The organism is Shewanella sp. Pdp11 (genome assembly GCF_002838165.1).
GTDB classification, from domain to species: domain Bacteria; phylum Pseudomonadota; class Gammaproteobacteria; order Enterobacterales; family Shewanellaceae; genus Shewanella; species Shewanella hafniensis.
The window spans coordinates 3679149-3696957 of sequence record NZ_CP015194.1 but is presented as its reverse complement, the minus strand read 5'-3'; the positions used below and the strand labels follow the sequence as shown (position 1 = coordinate 3696957).

General features: G+C 47.5%; 13 protein-coding genes. 11 read left to right on the top strand and 2 right to left on the bottom strand.

Going from position 1 to position 17809, the window contains the following annotated elements:
• Nucleotides 1–68 precede the first annotated feature (68 nt).
• The 6 genes from AYJ58_RS16310 (at nucleotide 69) to purF (ending at nucleotide 8597) form a co-directional block, all read left to right on the top strand.
• Nucleotides 69–3470, top strand: coding sequence for a FimV/HubP family polar landmark protein (locus AYJ58_RS16310; protein ID WP_106650934.1), 3402 nt, complete (start codon nucleotides 69–71; stop codon nucleotides 3468–3470).
• Nucleotides 3471–3572: 102 nt separating this feature from the next.
• Nucleotides 3573–4358: a tRNA pseudouridine(38-40) synthase TruA gene (gene truA / locus AYJ58_RS16305; protein ID WP_106650933.1), complete on the top strand. Its 786-nt coding sequence runs from the start codon at nucleotides 3573–3575 to the stop codon at nucleotides 4356–4358.
• Between the two features lie 44 nt (nucleotides 4359–4402).
• Nucleotides 4403–5674, top strand: coding sequence for a bifunctional tetrahydrofolate synthase/dihydrofolate synthase (gene folC, locus AYJ58_RS16300; RefSeq protein WP_106650932.1), 1272 nt, complete (start codon nucleotides 4403–4405; stop codon nucleotides 5672–5674).
• Nucleotides 5667–6425: a cell division protein DedD gene (gene dedD / locus AYJ58_RS16295; RefSeq protein ID WP_106650931.1), complete on the top strand. Its 759-nt coding sequence runs from the start codon at nucleotides 5667–5669 to the stop codon at nucleotides 6423–6425. Before folC ends, dedD begins: the two co-directional genes overlap by 8 nt.
• Before the next feature lie 115 nt (nucleotides 6426–6540).
• Nucleotides 6541–7029: a CvpA family protein gene (locus AYJ58_RS16290; protein ID WP_106650930.1), complete on the top strand. Its 489-nt coding sequence runs from the start codon at nucleotides 6541–6543 to the stop codon at nucleotides 7027–7029.
• Nucleotides 7030–7082: 53 nt separating this feature from the next.
• Nucleotides 7083–8597 (top strand): amidophosphoribosyltransferase, encoded by a 1515-nt coding sequence (gene purF, locus AYJ58_RS16285; RefSeq protein ID WP_106650929.1) that lies wholly within the window; start codon nucleotides 7083–7085, stop codon nucleotides 8595–8597.
• A gap of 205 nt (nucleotides 8598–8802) precedes the next feature.
• Here purF and AYJ58_RS16280 read toward each other — a convergent pair whose 3' ends face one another.
• Nucleotides 8803–9090 carry a hypothetical protein gene (locus AYJ58_RS16280; RefSeq protein WP_106650928.1) on the bottom strand — a complete coding sequence of 96 codons (288 nt, stop codon included), beginning with the start codon at nucleotides 9088–9090 and terminating at the stop codon, nucleotides 8803–8805.
• Between the two features lie 166 nt (nucleotides 9091–9256).
• Here AYJ58_RS16280 and AYJ58_RS16275 point away from each other — a divergent pair, with 166 nt between their 5' ends.
• Nucleotides 9257–11368 (top strand): DNA topoisomerase III, encoded by a 2112-nt coding sequence (locus AYJ58_RS16275; RefSeq protein ID WP_106650927.1) that lies wholly within the window; start codon nucleotides 9257–9259, stop codon nucleotides 11366–11368.
• 196 nt (nucleotides 11369–11564) lie between these two features.
• On the opposite strand, the gene AYJ58_RS16270 is transcribed toward AYJ58_RS16275, so the two are convergent.
• On the bottom strand, nucleotides 11565–12854 hold the full coding sequence (locus AYJ58_RS16270) for an alpha/beta fold hydrolase (RefSeq protein ID WP_106650926.1): 1290 nt from the start codon (nucleotides 12852–12854) through the stop codon (nucleotides 11565–11567).
• Between the two features lie 255 nt (nucleotides 12855–13109).
• On the opposite strand from AYJ58_RS16270, the gene AYJ58_RS16265 reads away from it, so the two are divergent.
• From AYJ58_RS16265 to AYJ58_RS16250, 4 genes are all read left to right on the top strand, one after another.
• Entirely contained in the window at nucleotides 13110–13754 is a 645-nt protein-coding gene (locus AYJ58_RS16265; protein ID WP_106650925.1) for an MBL fold metallo-hydrolase, read from the top strand.
• 146 nt (nucleotides 13755–13900) lie between these two features.
• Nucleotides 13901–15640, top strand: a complete 1740-nt coding sequence (locus AYJ58_RS16260; RefSeq protein ID WP_106650924.1) for a methyl-accepting chemotaxis protein — start codon at nucleotides 13901–13903, stop codon at nucleotides 15638–15640.
• Between the two features lie 383 nt (nucleotides 15641–16023).
• A complete protein-coding gene (locus tag AYJ58_RS16255; RefSeq protein ID WP_106650923.1) occupies nucleotides 16024–17040 on the top strand; it encodes an XdhC family protein in 1017 nt (338 codons plus the stop codon).
• The gene (locus tag AYJ58_RS16250; RefSeq protein ID WP_232790824.1) at nucleotides 17040–17807 is read left to right on the top strand and encodes a nucleotidyltransferase family protein; all 768 of its coding nucleotides are present in this window, start codon (nucleotides 17040–17042) and stop codon (nucleotides 17805–17807) included. The genes AYJ58_RS16255 and AYJ58_RS16250 overlap by 1 nt, the downstream gene beginning before the upstream one ends.
• Nucleotides 17808–17809: the final 2 nt, after the last annotated feature.

Here is a 17809-nt window from a genome sequence, read left to right as displayed (position 1 = left end):
AATAAATACAATTGCCTAAAGCCTGTTATCAGCGAGATAACTTTATAGCGCTTCAAAGGGAAGGATTGATGAAATTTCGCACTTCGTATCTTGTGGGTCTAATGGCCACTGTTTTAGCTGTTTCTTCTACCGCTTATTTTATTGATCCCGCCGTTGCAGCAGATACGCCAAGATTAAAACCCTTAAAAATCATGGGTCCAGACGGACAGATCCGTCAAGTTAATCATCAATATGGCCCAACGACATCCAGAGACACGTTTTGGAGCATAGCGCAAAAAGTCCGTCCCGATGCCAGCGTCAGCGTCTATCAAGTGATGGCCGCGCTATACGATGCTAACCCCCATGCGTTTAACTCTGCCAGCTACAACAGTTTAGAACGTGGCATGATCCTGCTGATCCCGTCTAAAGAAGTCATGCTGTCGATTCCTAATAGCATGGCGATTGCAAGAGCAGAACAAAGCGACAGACAATCCCGTGCGCCAGCGAAAGCGGTGCAGAAACCTGCTGCGAAAGTCACTACGCAAGCACCTGTGACGGCTCCCGCCGTGATTGCTGAAACTAAAATCACTGAAACCAAAGTGACGCCGCCCAAAGCGCCAGTGGTAGAAACGCCGACGCCAGACAAGCCTAAGATGCTGAGTTCTGATGTAACGTCGCGTTTAGAAGCGGCCGAAAGTAAAAACCTGTCATTAACCGATGAATTAGCTCGTACCCAAGATCAACTCACTGTCCGCACTTCAGATGTTGAAGCGCTAAAAGTGAAAGTTGAAGAGTTGAATCAACGCATTGCCGTGCTAGAGGAAACTCTGCAAGCCAGCAAATTGCAAAACCAAGCTTTAAAAGCCGAAGTCGAAGCTGCCCAAATGCCAGAGATGGCAACGGGAACGGCTGAAGCTGAGACTCTGGCCCCTGCTGAGCCCGATGATTTATGGCGTAATATCCTCAACAGTCCAGTGTTAATGATTGCTGCCGCTGTGATCCCTGCCTTGTTCTTGTTACTGGCAGTGTTCTGGTTGCTGCGCCGTAAACGTAATAAAGAACGTCGTGAAATGCAGGCGCAAGAAGCGGTTATGGCCGCGGGTGCTGCTGGCGTTGCCGGTACTGCCATCATGGACATGGATGATGACGACTTAGATGATATGGCGGTGCATTTAGATACCGACCATGCCGACTCTATCGATAGCCTGCTTGATATGGGCAGCGTCGATTTACAGCCTGAGCAAGATTTGACTGATTCAAACGATCAGATGGATATGGCGTCTGAAATGTTTGTCGATCCGGGTCTCTCTGCCGAACCTGAGGTTGAAGACGAAGGACAATCTCTTGATGACCTGTGGGCCGAAGCCATGGGCGATCAGGAAGAGGATATTGTTGAGGAGAAACCTAAATCTGACAATATTCTTGAGGAAGCCGATCTCGATGCGCTATTAGCGGGCCTAGGTTCAGAAGACAACACTGAAGCTGAAGACGATTTAAGTGAATTAGAGCGAAACTTTGCTAGCGATTTAGCTGAAGAAGACGACGTTGAAGTAGAAGATACTAAACCTGCCGATGAAGCCATCGCGGATGACGATGATCTTGATGCATTACTTGCCGAGTTTAGTGTTCCTGCAGAAGATACTGAGATTGCACAAGCACCAGACGCTGTTGCGTCTGATGATGAAGATCTCAGTGCTGCCATCGCCGCAGAACTCAATAATGAGTTAGATGATGAACTGGGCAGCGAAGAGGTTGATGATATCGATGCGCTGTTAGCGGATTTTGATAAACCCGCAGAGCCCGAAGTCGAGCCTGATCTTGGCGCTGAAATTGCTGCCGAGTTAGACGCAGAGTTAGACGAATTGGGTGTAGAAGATACCGACGACATCGATGCGCTGTTAGCGGATTTTGATAAACCCGCAGTGCCCGAAGTCGAGCCTGATCTTGGCGCTGAAATTGCTGCCGAGTTAGACGCAGAGTTAGATGAACTGGGTGTAGAAGATACCGACGACATTGATGCGCTGTTAGCGGATTTTGATAAACCCGCTGAGCCTGAAGTCGAGCCTGATCTTGGCGCTGAAATTGCCGCCGAGTTAGACGCAGAGCTTGATGAGCTTGGCGTAGAAGACACTGACGATATCGATGCACTGTTAGCTGATTTCGATAAACCAGCAGAACCCGAAGCTGAACCCGATCTTGGCGCTGAAATCGCCGCCGAGTTAGACGATGAACTGGATGAATTAGGCGTAGATGAATCCGATGATATCGATTCACTGCTGGCAAGTTTTGATGCTGAGCCTGAAGTCAAAGTTGATGCAGAAAACGATGATATCAGTGCAGAAATCGCCGCAGAGCTAGAAGCTTCGTTACCGGAAGATATCAAGGGCGAAGCGTCAGGCGATGAAGATTTAGATGCGTTGTTAGCTGAATTTGATGTGCCAGAGCAACTTGATGCCGATGAAGATGAATTCGACTTCGATATGGAAACGGCGCAGCTTGATACGGACGATACCACCACAGACGAAGATAATTTACTCAAAGGTATTGGTGCATCCCATTCGATTAATGGTACTGATGATACTTTCTCGTTAGTCGAAGAGTTGGGTGAAGATGATGATTCCGATACCCTGACTACGGCCGCAGCCACTTTGGCAGCTGCTACCGCAGCAGCGAGAGTTAAGGAAAAAGAGTCTTCTTTCTTTAATGATTTAAAAGCCAATAAGAGCAAAGATCCCCACGTGCTTGATTGGGACTCAGAGCTTGATTTTGCGCCTAAGGCCAAACCTGCTGCCACGCCAGCCGATGCCGCCGCTGAAACGGATGTCGATGATGTCGAGCCTAATGCCGATGCTTCGCTAGCTGATACGCCGGCTCTGGACGATGCGACGCAAAATAAGCCGATTAAGGCGACGCGTAACGATCTTGATTTTAGTGAAGATTTTAAACTCGATACCCAAGAGGGTGCTGACGATTCTGAGCAAGGCCTCGATTTAAGCGATGACAATGTACTCGCTGCTTTCACGGCCAATACCGATTTTGATGACGATGAAGATGTACTGACGTCAGAAGACAGTTTCTCACTCGTCGATGATCTCACCGTCGATGAAGCGTTAGCTGCACTCGACGCCCAAGAATCGCGTAAAGCGCAGAAGAAGTTTGTTCCTGAGCATGATTTAACGAATTTCCAAAATGAAAACGGCTTTATCGACATCGACAAGTTGCTGAATGATGCCGATGAAGACAGTGCAGATAGTGATTTGTATTCGGAAGTCGACGTGGAAATGAGCGATGTCGGAGCCTTAATCGGCGATGCCGCAATGATTGATGTCGACGATGAAGAAAACTCAGTCAACGCTAAGTTGGATTTAGCCCGCGCTTATATCGAAATTGACGACAGCGACAGTGCCAAAGCCCTGCTCAAAGAAGTGCAAATTGACGGTAATGAGCGCCAGCAAGAAGAAGCGGGACGTTTACTCAAAGAGATTGGTTAATCTCGATTGAGAGAGTTTCAAGCTAACGGCGCCTTCAGCGCCGTTTTTTTTATGGGCTGCTGTGATAAAATGCGCCGCTAAATCAATTGTGAGGATAAGTGGATGCGGATTGCATTAGGTATTGAATATGACGGCAATGGTTATTTTGGCTGGCAACGTCAGGCCGAAGTCGATTCAGTACAAGGGCAATTAGAACGGGCGCTGTCGATAGTGGCCAACGAGCCTATCGGCGTCTTCTGCGCTGGCCGTACCGATGCGGGCGTGCATGCCACAGGCCAAGTGGTTCATTTTGAAACCCATGCCATTCGTAATGAAGGCGCATGGACCTTAGGGGTGAATGCTAATTTGCCTGACAATATTGCCGTGCGTTGGGTTAAAGAAGTCGATGACAGTTTTCATGCACGCTTTTCAGCAACCGCCAGACGCTACCGTTACGTGATTTATAATCATAATTTCCGTCCAGGCATTTTGCGCCACGGTGTCAGCCATTATCACGGCGATATCGATGCCGATAGAATGCACCAAGCGGCGCAGGCACTCTTAGGCGAGCAAGATTTTACCAGCTTTCGCGCAGTCCAGTGTCAGTCGAAAACGCCGTTTCGCAATGTGCATTGTGTCAATGTCACGCGCCAAGGCATGTATGTGATTGTTGATATCGCCGCGAATGCCTTTTTGCATCACATGGTGCGCAATATCGTCGGTTCATTGTTAGAAATCGGTTTAGGCAATCAGCCGCTGACGTGGATGGGTGATTTGCTCGCCTTAAAAGACAGAAATCAAGCCGCAGCGACGGCTAAACCCCATGGGCTTTATTTAGTCGATGTGACTTATCCAGAACAATATCAATTGCCTAAACTCGCCCTTGGGCCATTATTCATGTTGGATTGAAAAGTTCTTATTTGAGAGATAATCGAATACGAGGATGTACGGACATGCTAACAGCGCCAGCGTCAAAGGCAGCATTGGAACAGTGGTTGGATTATTTGTTATCCATACATCCAACCGAAATTGATATGGGATTAACCCGTGTTGCTAAGGTTGCGCAAACCCTTGGCATATTAGATTTAGGTCAAAGCAAGATAGTCACAGTGGCAGGCACAAATGGCAAAGGCACGACCTGCGCCATGCTGGAAAATATTCTGCGCTTATCGGGTTTGACGGTGGGCGTATACAGCTCGCCGCACATGCTGAAATACAACGAGCGAGTGCGTATAAATGGTAGCGATGCCAGTGATAGCGCCTTTGTCGCCGCCTTTGAGCAAATTGAAGCCGCGCGCGCCGAGATTTCCCTGACCTTTTTTGAATACGCCACGCTTGCGGGTTTAATACTCTTTAAAGCCGCTAAGCTGGATGTCATCATCTTAGAAGTCGGTTTAGGTGGACGGTTAGATGCCACCAATATTATCGATGCCGATATTAGCGTGGTGACGTCGGTCGATTTAGATCATGAGAGTTATCTCGGTAATACCCGCGAACTCGTCGGCCGTGAAAAGGCGGGCATTTTCCGCCGTGGTAAAGCTGCGATTGTCGGCGAGCCTAACTTGCCGCATACCGTCAATGATGTTGCCAATGAGGTTGGCGCCATCTTGTATCGTGTCGGCAATGAATTCAGTTACCAAGTTCATGGCAATCTATGGGATTTTCAAGGCCAAGTGCTCAAACTGCACGATTTAGCGTTACCCACCTTGCCGCTACCGAATGCCGCGACTGTATTGGCCGTAATTGAACAGGGTTGGCCGGATATCGCGCCCGCTATTATTGCCGAGGGTATTCGCACGGCTCGGTTAACCGGTCGATTAGAGCGGGTAAGTGAGCAGCCGTTAGTGCTACTCGATGTGGCGCATAATCCCCATGCGGCGCGTTTTTTGGTACAACAGTTAGCGCCAATGGTTGTGGGTAAGCGGGTGTTCGCCCTTTGCGGCATGTTGAAGGATAAAGATATTGAAGGTGTGTTGCCTGTGATCCATCCACTGATCGACACTTGGTATTTGGTCAGTCTTCACGGTGAGCGTGGCGCGAGTTCGGCTATGCTGCGCAAAACCTTAGCACCTGAGGCCAGCGCATTTGAGTTTGAGGACATAGCTGAGGCATGGTCGGCATTAAAAGCGCAAATTAACCCAGATGATGTGGTAATTGTGTTTGGCTCCTTTTACACTGTGGCAGGTTTTAAGTCTCAATTTATGCAGGAAGTCCGTTTTGTCTAGCCAGTTTCATAATCGTTTAGTCGGCACTGTGGTGCTGGTTGCGCTTGGAGTGATTTTTTTGCCAGATATTTTGGATGGCAAGAAAGATCGCCAAGAAGAGCAATTTTCCGAAATTCCTTTGCGTCCGACTGTGATTGAGCAGCAAAAAGCCGACGATGATATGTTTGAAGTCTTGTCGGCCGAAGACACTGCTGCGTTAAGTGGGGCAGATGCCACCTTAGCTGAGGCAGGCAATAATGCCGACAGTGACAAGTCAGCCGCGCTTGTCATCGCTAAGCAAGACGTTAAGGCGGACATTAAAGCTGAGGTGAAAAAGCCAGAGGTTAAGCAAGCAGAAGTTAAAAAGCCTGAAGCGAAACCAGAACCTAAAAAAGAGCCACCTAAGGCGACGGTAAAAACGGAGCCCGCTAAAAAAACTGAGACTAAAGCGCCAACCGTCGCTAAGACTGAAAAGCCCAAAGCAGAAACGCCAAAAGCCAGTACTGCCAGCCGTGACAGCTTAAAAAGTGGCTTTACCTTGCAGCTCGGCAGTTTTAACAATGCAACCAATGTTAAAGCTTTGGTTGCACAGCTACGTAAGAGTGGTTTTAAAGCGTACACTATCCCTGAAAATCCTAAAGATGGCGTATTAACTAAAGTGTTTGTCGGGCCAGATGTGTCTGAGGCAAAGCTGAAGAAAATACAAGTTGAGGTGGAAAACCTCACCCGTCTTAAGGGCTGGATTGTTCCTTTTAATCCCTCAGAATCTTAATGGTGATACAACACTCGAGACTGAAAATGATTTATTTACTTCTCTAGGGGTGAGAATCGTTTCAGTCTCTGGTAGAATCGCGCCGTCTTAAAGCCCATGTCGGAAAGCCATCTCAATGGTTTGGATTGATTACGCTATCATATTCGTCATCGGATTATCGACTCTCATCAGTCTAATCCGCGGATTCGCCAAAGAAGCCATGTCCTTAGTGGTATGGTTCGCGGCTTTCTTTATTGCCAGCCAATTTTACCAAGATCTTGCCGTTCACTTAACGCAAATGAACGATGAGATGCTGCGTAATGGCGTGTCTATTGCCATCCTTTTTATTACCACTTTGGTACTCGGCGCCTTAGTTAACTATATTCTCGGACAACTTGTTGTCAAAACCGGACTATCTGGCACTGATAGGCTCTTGGGCCTATGCTTTGGTGCTATTCGAGGCGCGCTAATTGTCAGCGCCTTGCTGTTTTTTATGGATGCTTTCACAGGCTCGCCGAACACCCAATGGTGGAAGGACTCTGTGCTAGTGCCCGAATTTGGCGTTGTCATTCAATGGTTTTTTAACTATTTGGAAAACACCTCCAGCTTTGTACCCAAACTATAAGAAAATAAAATAATCCTAAGTGATAGAACATCTTACAATGAGGAAGCTTACCCATGTGTGGTATCGTCGGAATAGTTGGCCAATCATCGGTTAATCAGACCATTTATGATGCACTGACAGTGTTGCAGCACAGAGGTCAGGATGCGGCAGGTATTGTGACCATTGATCGTGGTGCTTTCAGACTGCGTAAAGCCAATGGTCTGGTCAAAGACGTTTTTGAAGTCAAACACATGCAACGCCTACAAGGTAATGCAGGTATTGGCCATGTGCGTTATCCAACTGCGGGCAGTTCAAGCGCATCTGAAGCGCAGCCTTTCTATGTTAACTCGCCATTTGGGATATCTTTAGCCCACAACGGTAACTTAACTAACACAGTCGAATTAGCCGAAGGGCTCATTAAAAAACGTCGCCACGTGAACACCACTTCGGATTCTGAAGTCTTGCTCAACCTGTTGGCCGACGAACTGCAAAAAACCACTAGCTTGACCCTGACGTCGGAAGAAGTGTTCGATGCGGTCGCTAACGTACACCAACAAGCTCGTGGCGCCTACGCGGTAGTTGCTATGATCATTGGCCAAGGCCTAGTCGCGTTCCGTGACCCATTTGGTATTCGTCCTCTGGTGTTAGGTAAGCATGAAACGCCAACGGGCACTGAATACATGGTCGCTTCTGAAAGCGTGGCACTCGATGCCGTTGGCTTTGAAGTGATGCGTGATGTCGCACCGGGTGAAGCGATTTATGTGTCAATTGACGGTCAGCTGTATACCCGTCAATGTGCAGCCGAGCCTAGCTATGCACCTTGTATCTTCGAATTCGTCTATTTTGCCCGTCCAGATTCGACGATCGACAAAGTGTCTGTATATGCCAGTCGCGTCAACATGGGCGCTAAGCTTGGCGAGAAGATTAAGAAAGAATGGTACGATCACGATATCGACGTGGTTATTCCTATTCCTGAAACCTCTTGCGATATCGCGCTGGAGATTGCCCGTTGCATGGACTTACCGTACCGCCAAGGTTTTGTGAAAAACCGTTATATTGGCCGTACTTTTATCATGCCAGGTCAACAGGAACGTAAGAAGTCAGTGCGTCGTAAGTTGAATGCGATTAACACTGAATTCAAAGGCAAAAATGTCTTGCTGGTGGACGACTCTATCGTTCGCGGTACCACGTCTGAGCAAATCATCGAAATGGCCCGTGAAGCGGGGGCCAAGAAAGTGTATTTTGCCTCTGCCGCGCCGGAAATTCGTTTCCCGAACGTGTATGGTATCGACATGCCAACGTCAAACGAGCTTATTGCCCACGGTCGTGATGCCGATGAAATCGCCAAGTTAATTGGTGCCGATGGCATTATTTTCCAAGACTTACCCGATTTAATTGAAGCGGTAAGAATGGAAAATCCAGCGATTAAACGTTTCGAAACTTCTGTTTTTGATGGTCATTACATCACTAGCGATGTGGATCAAGCGTATTTAGATCACTTGACGCAATTGCGTAATGACGATGCTAAAGCCGACCGTAACAAAGATATCGGTACCAACTTAGAACTGCATAACGTCTGTCATCCATAAGGTGAAACGTTAGGCGGATAAAAAGCCAGTGATAACGTCACTGGTTTTTTTATGGATCTTTTATAAATTGTTAATCGTCATTAGGGAAAGGTATCGCGATTGGGCGAGGGAACACGCCAGTGGATATTTGTTCTCGACATCCGCGTACTCAATCCATTGTTGGAGATGCGAGGCTACTGATCTTTTCAGCCATAGGTTAGTTGGCTTATGCCCAGATCCACAGCAGCATCCATACCCCGAATAAACTGCTTAAGCTATAGCGGGTGACTTGATGTTTAAGCACAAGCGATACACTCACCGCAATCGGCATCATTAACATGAATCCCCAAGCTAAAGGCATGGCGATGATTTTCATTTGTCCCAGCCAAGTGCTTGTGAGCATACTTATCGCGAGTAACATCAGGCTATGAAATAACAGTAACTGATTGAATCTTAATATCAATGCTGGACTGATTGTCATCGTCTGCCGCGCATTTATTGCAAATTGTCTCATAGCCACTCCTCTAAATTTCAGTGTATCTTAGTAGTTGTTGAGAACTATTCGCAATTGAATTTACATTTGAGTTTTGGTATTTAAGCTCGGTGCACAACAGAAATTTGCACTTAACGGGCATTTGGGCTAAATTGTACTGTAATTATATCCAGTGCTTGGTGTTTGTATGATCCTCTATATCGCAGAAAAACCTAGCCTAGGGCGGGCCATTGCCGATGTATTGCCTAAACCCCATAAAAAAGGCGATGGATTTATCGAAGCCGCCAATGGCGATTGTGTGTCTTGGTGTGTCGGTCATTTGCTCGAACAAGCGCAGCCTGATGCCTACAATCCAGAATATAAGTCTTGGAAATTTGAGCACTTACCCATAGTGCCGGACAAGTGGCAACTCAAACCTAAGGCCGCAACTCGCAGCCAACTCACAGTGCTAAAACGATTAGTCAAACAAGCCAACACGCTGGTTAATGCGGGCGATCCCGACCGTGAAGGGCAGTTACTGGTGGATGAAGTGATTGCTTATCTTGGGGTGACAGGGGACAAACTACATCAAACCCAGCGTTTACTGATCAGCGACTTAAACCCACAAGCCGTAAAACGGGCGTTAACTCAGCTACGCAGTAATCGCGAGTTTATTCCTTTGTCCACTTCGGCCTTAGCCCGTAGTCGTGCCGATTGGCTTTACGGCATGAATATGACGCGTGCGTATACCATCCAAGGTAAAAAGGTCGGTTATCAAGGCGTGTTGTCCGTTGGGCGTGTACAAACGCCTTTACTCGGGCTAGTGGTGCGCCGTGATGAAGAGATTGCCAATTTTCAATCTAAACCTTTCTATGAAGTGCTAGCGCATTTGGCGACCGAAAAGCAAGAAACCTTCAGTGCTAAGTGGCAACCCAGCGAAGCTTGCCAGCCATATATGGACGAAGAAGGGCGAGTACTAGCCAGAGGGTTAGCGCAAAATGTGGTGAGTCGCATCCACGATAAACCCGCTTTAGTGACCCAATTAGTGGCTAAGGACAAGAAACAGAATCCGCCTTTGCCCTACAGCTTATCCGCGCTGCAGATTGATGCAGCAAAACGGTTTGGCATGAGTGCTAAGGACGTGCTCGATACCTGCCAGAGTCTGTATGAACGCCATAAGCTCATTACCTATCCTCGCTCCGACAGCCGTTATTTGCCCGTCGAGCAACATAGCTTAGCGCCGTCGGTTCTTAAGGCGATTAGCAGCGGTGCCGCTGAGTTATTGCAAGGCGCCGATGCCCCCGATCCACGGCTTAAATCCAAGGCATGGGATGATAAAAAAGTGGATGCCCACCACGCCATTGTTCCTACCGAGAAGACGGCTAACTTATCCAGCTTGAGTCAGCGTGAGAGGCAGTTATATCTTCATATTGCCCGTCAATACTTAGCCCAGTTTTATCCAGTCTATTGTTACAGTGAAACCACAGTGCAAGTGACAATTGAGGGCGGCTTATTTAATACCAAGGCGCGTCAGGATAAATCCCTCGGCTGGAAGCAACTCTTTGCCCGCCAAGAGCCAAATGGCAGTAAGGCGAGTGGCAACAGGTCGACGGAAGAAAGCGCAGGTAAGGATGATGAGGAGAATGACGAGTTTATCGGCCAATTGCCCCCTCTGAAATTGGGGCAGGTTTTACATTGTACTCGCGGTGAATTGCTTGAAAAAAATACCCAGCCGCCAAAAGCTTTTACCGATGCCACTTTACTCGGTGCTATGACGGGGATCAGCCGTTATGTCACCGACGCTGAGATCCGTAAAATACTCAAAGAAACCGATGGTTTAGGTACTGAAGCCACCCGTGCAGGTATCATCGAACTGCTATTCAAACGCGGTTTTTTACAACGCTTAGGCAAATCCATTGTCTCGACAGACGTGGGTAAGGGCTTGATTAACAGCTTGCCCGCGAGTGCGACTACGCCGGATATGACAGCCCTGTGGGAAGCCAGCCTGAACGGCATTTGCCATAAAGAAACCTCCTATCAAGCCTTTATGCAACCGCTGCTAGGCACTTTATCCACGCTTATCCAAAATGCAGGAGCACAACTGCCAACCGCGCTTAATGGTTTACAAGGCCAAGGTTATCGTAAAACGCCTGGGAATAAATCCGGTTATCGCAAGTCGCCTTACCGTAAAGCCTCTAGCTCTGCAAAACGCACTGGCACGGCAAGTACCGCAAAAAAAAGTACAAGTAGCAGTGCGAAAAAGTCGAGTGCGAGTTCAGGGATGCGGAGTCGAACCCGCAAAGTGGCTGCTGAAGTTTGATGGATACGAGTGTGGGATTTTCCGACCATTAAACAATAGCTGGAACTAGCCTTAAATTTTTTGCAAAAAAAAAAGAGTAAACCAACACGGTTTACTCTTACGGAAATAGGTCGTTGAAACTTGCCAAAATCACTCAATAGATGAGGAGCGGGTTTATAATGTCAGCGTTAACTTAATTAGCCCTTAAAATTAACTTTTATCTTAAGGTGTCGCCTCGGTTTAAGCTGATGAGCTTATCCAGTATGTGCTCACCATCCATGCGAATGCCGTTGTGTTCATATTCTGATGTTAGCCAATACTTTAGCCTGCCGACCTGTTGCGCGGTTTCAAGGCTGTATTGCATTTCGACAAACATATCTTCACTGTAAATGGCCGCGGCAACGGGGACGCGGTTTTGCGCCAGTTGTTCAAGATTATACAGTGCAGGCCAATTTGATTTATGGGCAAGGATTTCAGCTGCGGCTTTAAGGGGCACTAAGTGACTGAATTGGTCAAACATCCAAGGGTAAATCATCTCGCCGGTAAATAAAAAAGGCTTACCTTGCTGATAGTTAAAGGCGGGGAATTGTTGTCTTACCCTGTGCGCCGCCCATTGTGAAGCTGTGTGCTGGCAGTAGATCGCCTCATGCAGCAGGGCAAAAATCGGGTTTGTGTTGTAGTCGAGCATTTGACCGAAATGATTTAAAAATAACGGGTTAACGACTGTCCCAGAAGCTGTGTTGATCAAGGCTTGCTCAAGTAAATAATAAATCGATTCAGGTCCTTGCTCCATGCCGATATTAATACCCAGCAGCTGCAACATTTCAACCGTGAGGCGTTCTCCCGTGGCTAAATACACTTCATTTTCAAGCAAGTGTTTGGCTAAGCGAGTGGCTAAATGTTGGGCATCGTGGAAGCGTTGGAAAAATAGTTTATTCTTCGCCAGTACGCGTTGATAAGTCGCAAGATAGACCTCATCGGCGCTGCGGGTTAATGAGGGGATGCCACCTGTGATATAGGCTTCGCTAACACCTTGAGGGGCGGCGCTTAAATAATGCAACACGCAAAATCCGCCGAAACTTTGGCCAAGAATTGCCCATTTATCGGCGGGGCAAAGCTGGGCACGAATCGTCTCGGCATCACGGATGATATTGTCAGCCCTGAAATGGCTTAGGTATTCGGCTTGTGCTGCGGGATCTAAGTGTTGCAGGCTTTGGTAATTAATGGGTGTCGATAAGCCTGTGCCACGTTGATCGAGTAATAACACCCGATATTCTTTTAATGCGCGGCGGATCCAGCCGCTGTTGCTGGCGGGGCGCATGGCCGCAAATCCCGGGCCGCCTTGGAAAAACACGATATAAGGTAGCTTTTTATCTTTGTTTTCTGGGCTACAGAGTTCTCTGGCAAACACTTGGATTTGCTCTGCAATTGGATTTTGATAGTTGAGAGGCAAGGTAAAAGTGTGTTTCTTCGCCAGCACTCCGGCGAGAATAATATCGGGTTTCATCAAGCAACCTTAATGGCAGAGGAGCATATTATTGTGATTGGCAGATTGTATACCCAAATAACCTGCAGATGCAGCAACCTAGGCGAGTTGCAACTCGTATCTTCAACGAGTTTGGCTATAGTTTAAATAGTTTATGCCACAAGCTAGGATTATTTGATTAGCTTTTGGTGAAGATCAATTTTTCCAATATAAATTTGAGCCATGATGAGTTTCTTAGCGTAATCTATCGCTTATGGATAACACGAGATTGAAGCTATGAAGTATCAGATTATTCCAGTGACACCCTTTCAGCAAAATTGCAGCCTGATCTGGTGTGAGAAAACCAAGCGAGCTGCGGTCGTGGATCCTGGTGGCAATATTGACAGGATCCAAAACGAAGTAACAAAACTTGGACTCGTTCTCGACAAAATTATCCTTACCCATGGGCATATCGATCATGTTGGTGGGGCAAAAGCTTTGGCACAAGCGGCCAATGTGCCGATCATCGGTCCACATATCGCCGATAAATTTTGGATTGACAACTTACCTAAGCAAAGCCAAAACTTCGGTTTTCCCCATTGCGATGCCTTTGAACCGGATCAATACCTGCAGGACGGCGATAACGTGCAAGTGGGTGAACAAAGTTTGTCTGTGTTGCATTGCCCTGGGCATACGCCGGGACACATTGCCCTTTTCTCTGCCCAATCTAAGTTGGCGTGGGTGGGGGATATTTTGTTTAGAAGCTCAATTGGGCGCACTGATTTTCCTCAATCAAATCATCAGGATTTAATTCATTCGATCACCGAAAAACTGTGGCCTTTAGGCACAGAAGTCGAATTTATTCCTGGACATGGCCCTATGTCGACCTTTGGGGAAGAGCGCGAACATAATCCTTTTGTCGCGGACCAACTTTTACTTTAAGTGTCATGCTATTAATCTTTGCGTGATTTGTGAGCGATAATCACTCGCAAATCAAACGATTATTTCCGTTGATTGTTCCACTTTTACCCATGTTTTCTGGTTTTCCTTCTAGACTTAAAGCAGTTCTTCTGTCTATTGGGGTAAGTATGAAAACAAAAACCATGATGAGTGTGGTATTTTCGACCATAGTCGCGAGTGCCGTGATTTCTGCGGCACTGAGCTTCAATGTTAAGTCTAAAATCGATCTCTTTAATGATGCTGCCAGCATCCGATATCAGTCCTATCAAGTCGCCGATGAGTTAAGGCAAAGTTCCGATGACTTAACGCGTCTCGCTCGCACCTACGCTGTCACAGGCGATGAAAAATACGAAAAAATGTATATGGATATTTTAGCTATCCGTAATGGTGAGAAATCCAGGCCCGAAAAGTACCATCAGATTTATTGGGATTTAGTGCTGAGTTATGGCGATAAACCTAAGCCAGACGGTGCGAGAATTGCAATTAAAGCACAAATGCAGTCTCTCGGTTTTTCCGATGAAGAATTTCATTATCTCGAACAAGCCCAGCAAAACTCAGATGCGTTAGTTGCCCTCGAAGTGAAAGCCATGAATGCCGTCAAAGGTATCTTTATGGACCCCAACACCCAAACTTACACGATCAAAGGCGAGCCTAACTTAGCCATGGCGCGGGAGTTATTGCATAGCGACCAATACCATAGAGAAAAAGCTAAAATCATGCAGCCGATCGATGAGTTTTTTACTGCGTTGGATAAACGTACCGATGCTGAGGTGAATAACCGACTCGAGTCATTGCATGCGGCATTAAACTGGTCACAGTTCGTGTTATTCATCGTGATTTTAGCGGCCGTTGGTGGATTCATTATCGTTAAGAGTCGGATTGTAACGCCCTTAGTGCAGACCTGTCGTGAGCTGCTTGATATCCAGCGTACTAAAAATCTTGCGCGGCGGATTTCTGTTACCACCGAGGGAGAGATTGGCGAAATCGTTAATCAAATCAACTTGTTTATCTCTTCCCTTGCCAGTTCCTTATCGACAACGGATGGCATTGCTAAAGAGGTGGCTGATTTAGCTAAGCAAACTAAAGCATCCATTCAAGTTTCGCGTGAAAGCTCAAATCGAGTGGCCAGAGAACTGGATGCCAGTGCCAGTGCGATGGAAGAAATGACCACGACGTTGGTGCATGTAAGTGAGAGTACGTCAAACGCTGAAAGCCGCGCCGCTGAAAATGAAACGCATGTCACTGTGGGTAAACAGACGGTATCTGAAGCGTTGAAAGCTATGTCGGTTTTAGAAACTGAGTTTACCAACACTCAAGATTCTATGTCGCATCTAGTGAACGAAAGCACCCAAGTCAGCAATGTGTTAAGTGTGATTAAGGCGATTGCAGAGCAGACGAATTTGCTGGCTCTGAACGCCGCGATAGAAGCCGCACGGGCCGGTGAGCAAGGACGAGGCTTCGCTGTGGTGGCTGATGAGGTTCGATCGCTAGCTCAGCGCACCCAAGATTCCACCAAGGAAATCGATGATATTGTCGCAAGCCTTCAAAATCGTACGAATCAAGTGGGTACATCAGTGACTCAAGCCGCGACGCTAATGCAAAAGGCTGGGGTAGAGCTGCAACGTATCGTGGCAGTATTTGAGGATATTCGTCACAGTACGGAAGCGATTCATGGGATCAATACTCAGGTTGCCGCTTCCACCGAAGAACAGTCCTTGGTTTCTAAAGAAATCGCTTCGAGTATGATGGTGATCCGCGATAATTCCCGTGAAGTATCACAGATCATCGAACAGATAGAATCGACCTCTATTAGCCTAGACAATCAATCCCAAATTCTACGCACTAAGGCGGGGGAATATCAGTTTTAGATGCGATGCGGTTGATTTTTAAGCAAACACGACGCAAGACACGGATGTCAATCCTTCCGCCTCGAACCGCCCCTGAACATATTTTCTGCTTCGACACTTTTTGAAATCTATTACTCCTTTCAATACGCACACGCCTTTGCTAACTTGGTTGTCCTGTGTTTAATGCCGAATGTTTTCCGAAGCTGTTTTATCTATCGATGCAACTTGCGTCAAATTTTGATAAAAAATTGATATCGATAGTTGCGATGTTCATCAGACATCTTAACCAGCGATGTTTTAGTTTTGAGCGTTTTTAGTTTCAACGGTTTTTAGTTTTGATAGCGTCGACAATTTAAAGTGCATTAAGTCTTTTCAATATCTCTAACCCAATGGAGTCCTTACGGATGGATCACCAAATCGAAGATTTACTAGAGCATTGGTTACCGCTGGCGGATGACGCTTGGGTGCTTGCGGTGATCACCCAAATTCAAGGCTCGGCCTATCGCAAGCCCGGCGCCATGATGTTGTTTCATGAGTTCGGTCAAGGCGTGGGTATGTTAAGTGGCGGCTGTTTAGAAGCCGATCTCCGCCGTCATGCCCAAAAGGCCATGCAGACAAAGCAAGTCACGTGCGTGACCTATGATGCGAGCGATGAGTCCGATGCCAGTTATCGACTCGGCTGTGGCGGCATAGTGGATATCATGTTGATCCCACTCTTAAAAGAGAATCATGATCTTGGTTTGGTGGAGCTTGTGCAGGCTTTTCGCCACGGTCGGTCGGGTTTTTATCAATTGCCATTAGTCAAAGCGGGGACGGATGCGCGCCAATATCAAGCCGCTTTCTACCCCGAAGCGTTGACACCGTTCCCCGCCAGCGATTTTGTCCGCACGGGCGTCTTCACCCAAGAGGCGGGAGAATCGCTGATCATTCCGCTTAGACCAAGATTCCACCTTGGGATTTTTGGCGGTGGTATCGACGCTAAGCCTATTGCCGCCATGGCTCATACCTTAGGCTGGCAAGTGACGGTTTTTGATGGTCGTACCGCCTATGCCAGAGCGGCGGATTTCCCCCATGCCCATGTAGTGAAACTTGCCGCGGGAGAATTAACCGCGAATCATATCGCCCAATTGGATTGTGCCGTAGTGATGAACCATAACTTGGGCTTAGATGCTGCGGCATTGAAGGTCATTCAAGCTTATCCACTTGCCTATGTCGCCTTGCTTGGTCCTGCTCACCGACGGGATAAAGTGCTGGGGATAGCAGGGCTGAGCACTGAATCTTTTTCTGGGGTGTTTTCTGCTCCCGCAGGGCTTGCCCTTGGCGGCGAGTTACCGGGCGCAGTGGCGTTAAGTATTTTGGCCCAGTGTCACGGCGTGCTCCATGGTGCGACTTTAAAACATCTCGATGAGATAATGCGTTGATGACGTTGCCGCCAGTACAAAAACCCACTGCGCTAATGTCTTCAGCACCAAAGTCGGCAGCGCTAACGTTGACAGAGCAAGCGCCATGCTCATCCAAACGGCTGCTGATTGTGGTACTTGCGGCAGGTGGGAGTCAGCGCTTTGAGGGGGTCAAGTTAGCGCAGCTTATACCATCGCTTAGCGCGACTGGGATCAGCGAACAAGCCATCATCAGCACCCATGTTGAACGTTTACAACAACTTTATTGCCAAGATTTAGATTTGGAGCGCCAAGACACTCATTCGCTTCAACATGCGTCTTTATTAGTCATACTCGGTGCTCATCAGCACATATTACAACCATTATTAGCCGAGCTTCATTCCCGCCAACCCTTTGATATTTTAGTTAATCCACAGTGGCAAACGGGCCTTGCCTCCTCTGTGAGTTTGGCGGCAAGTTATGTCAAGGAACAGGGCTTTGATGCCATGCTGCTGACGCTCGCTGACCAAGTGGCTCTGAGCTGCGATGATTATCGCCAACTGATTTTGACATGGCATGAAACCGGTAAAGACGTTGCCGCCCATTATTTGGATGATTTAGGCGTACCTGCTATTTTTAATGCCTCTACATTGCCTTTGTTCACTCACTTGAGTGGTGATCGCGGGGCTAAATCTATTTTAAAACAACAAGCACAGCAGGGAGCGTTAGTCGCTATAACACTACCCAGCGCCGCAATTGATATTGATACCCAAGCCGATCTTGCGTCGTGGTTGGCACTTAAGGAGTGAGT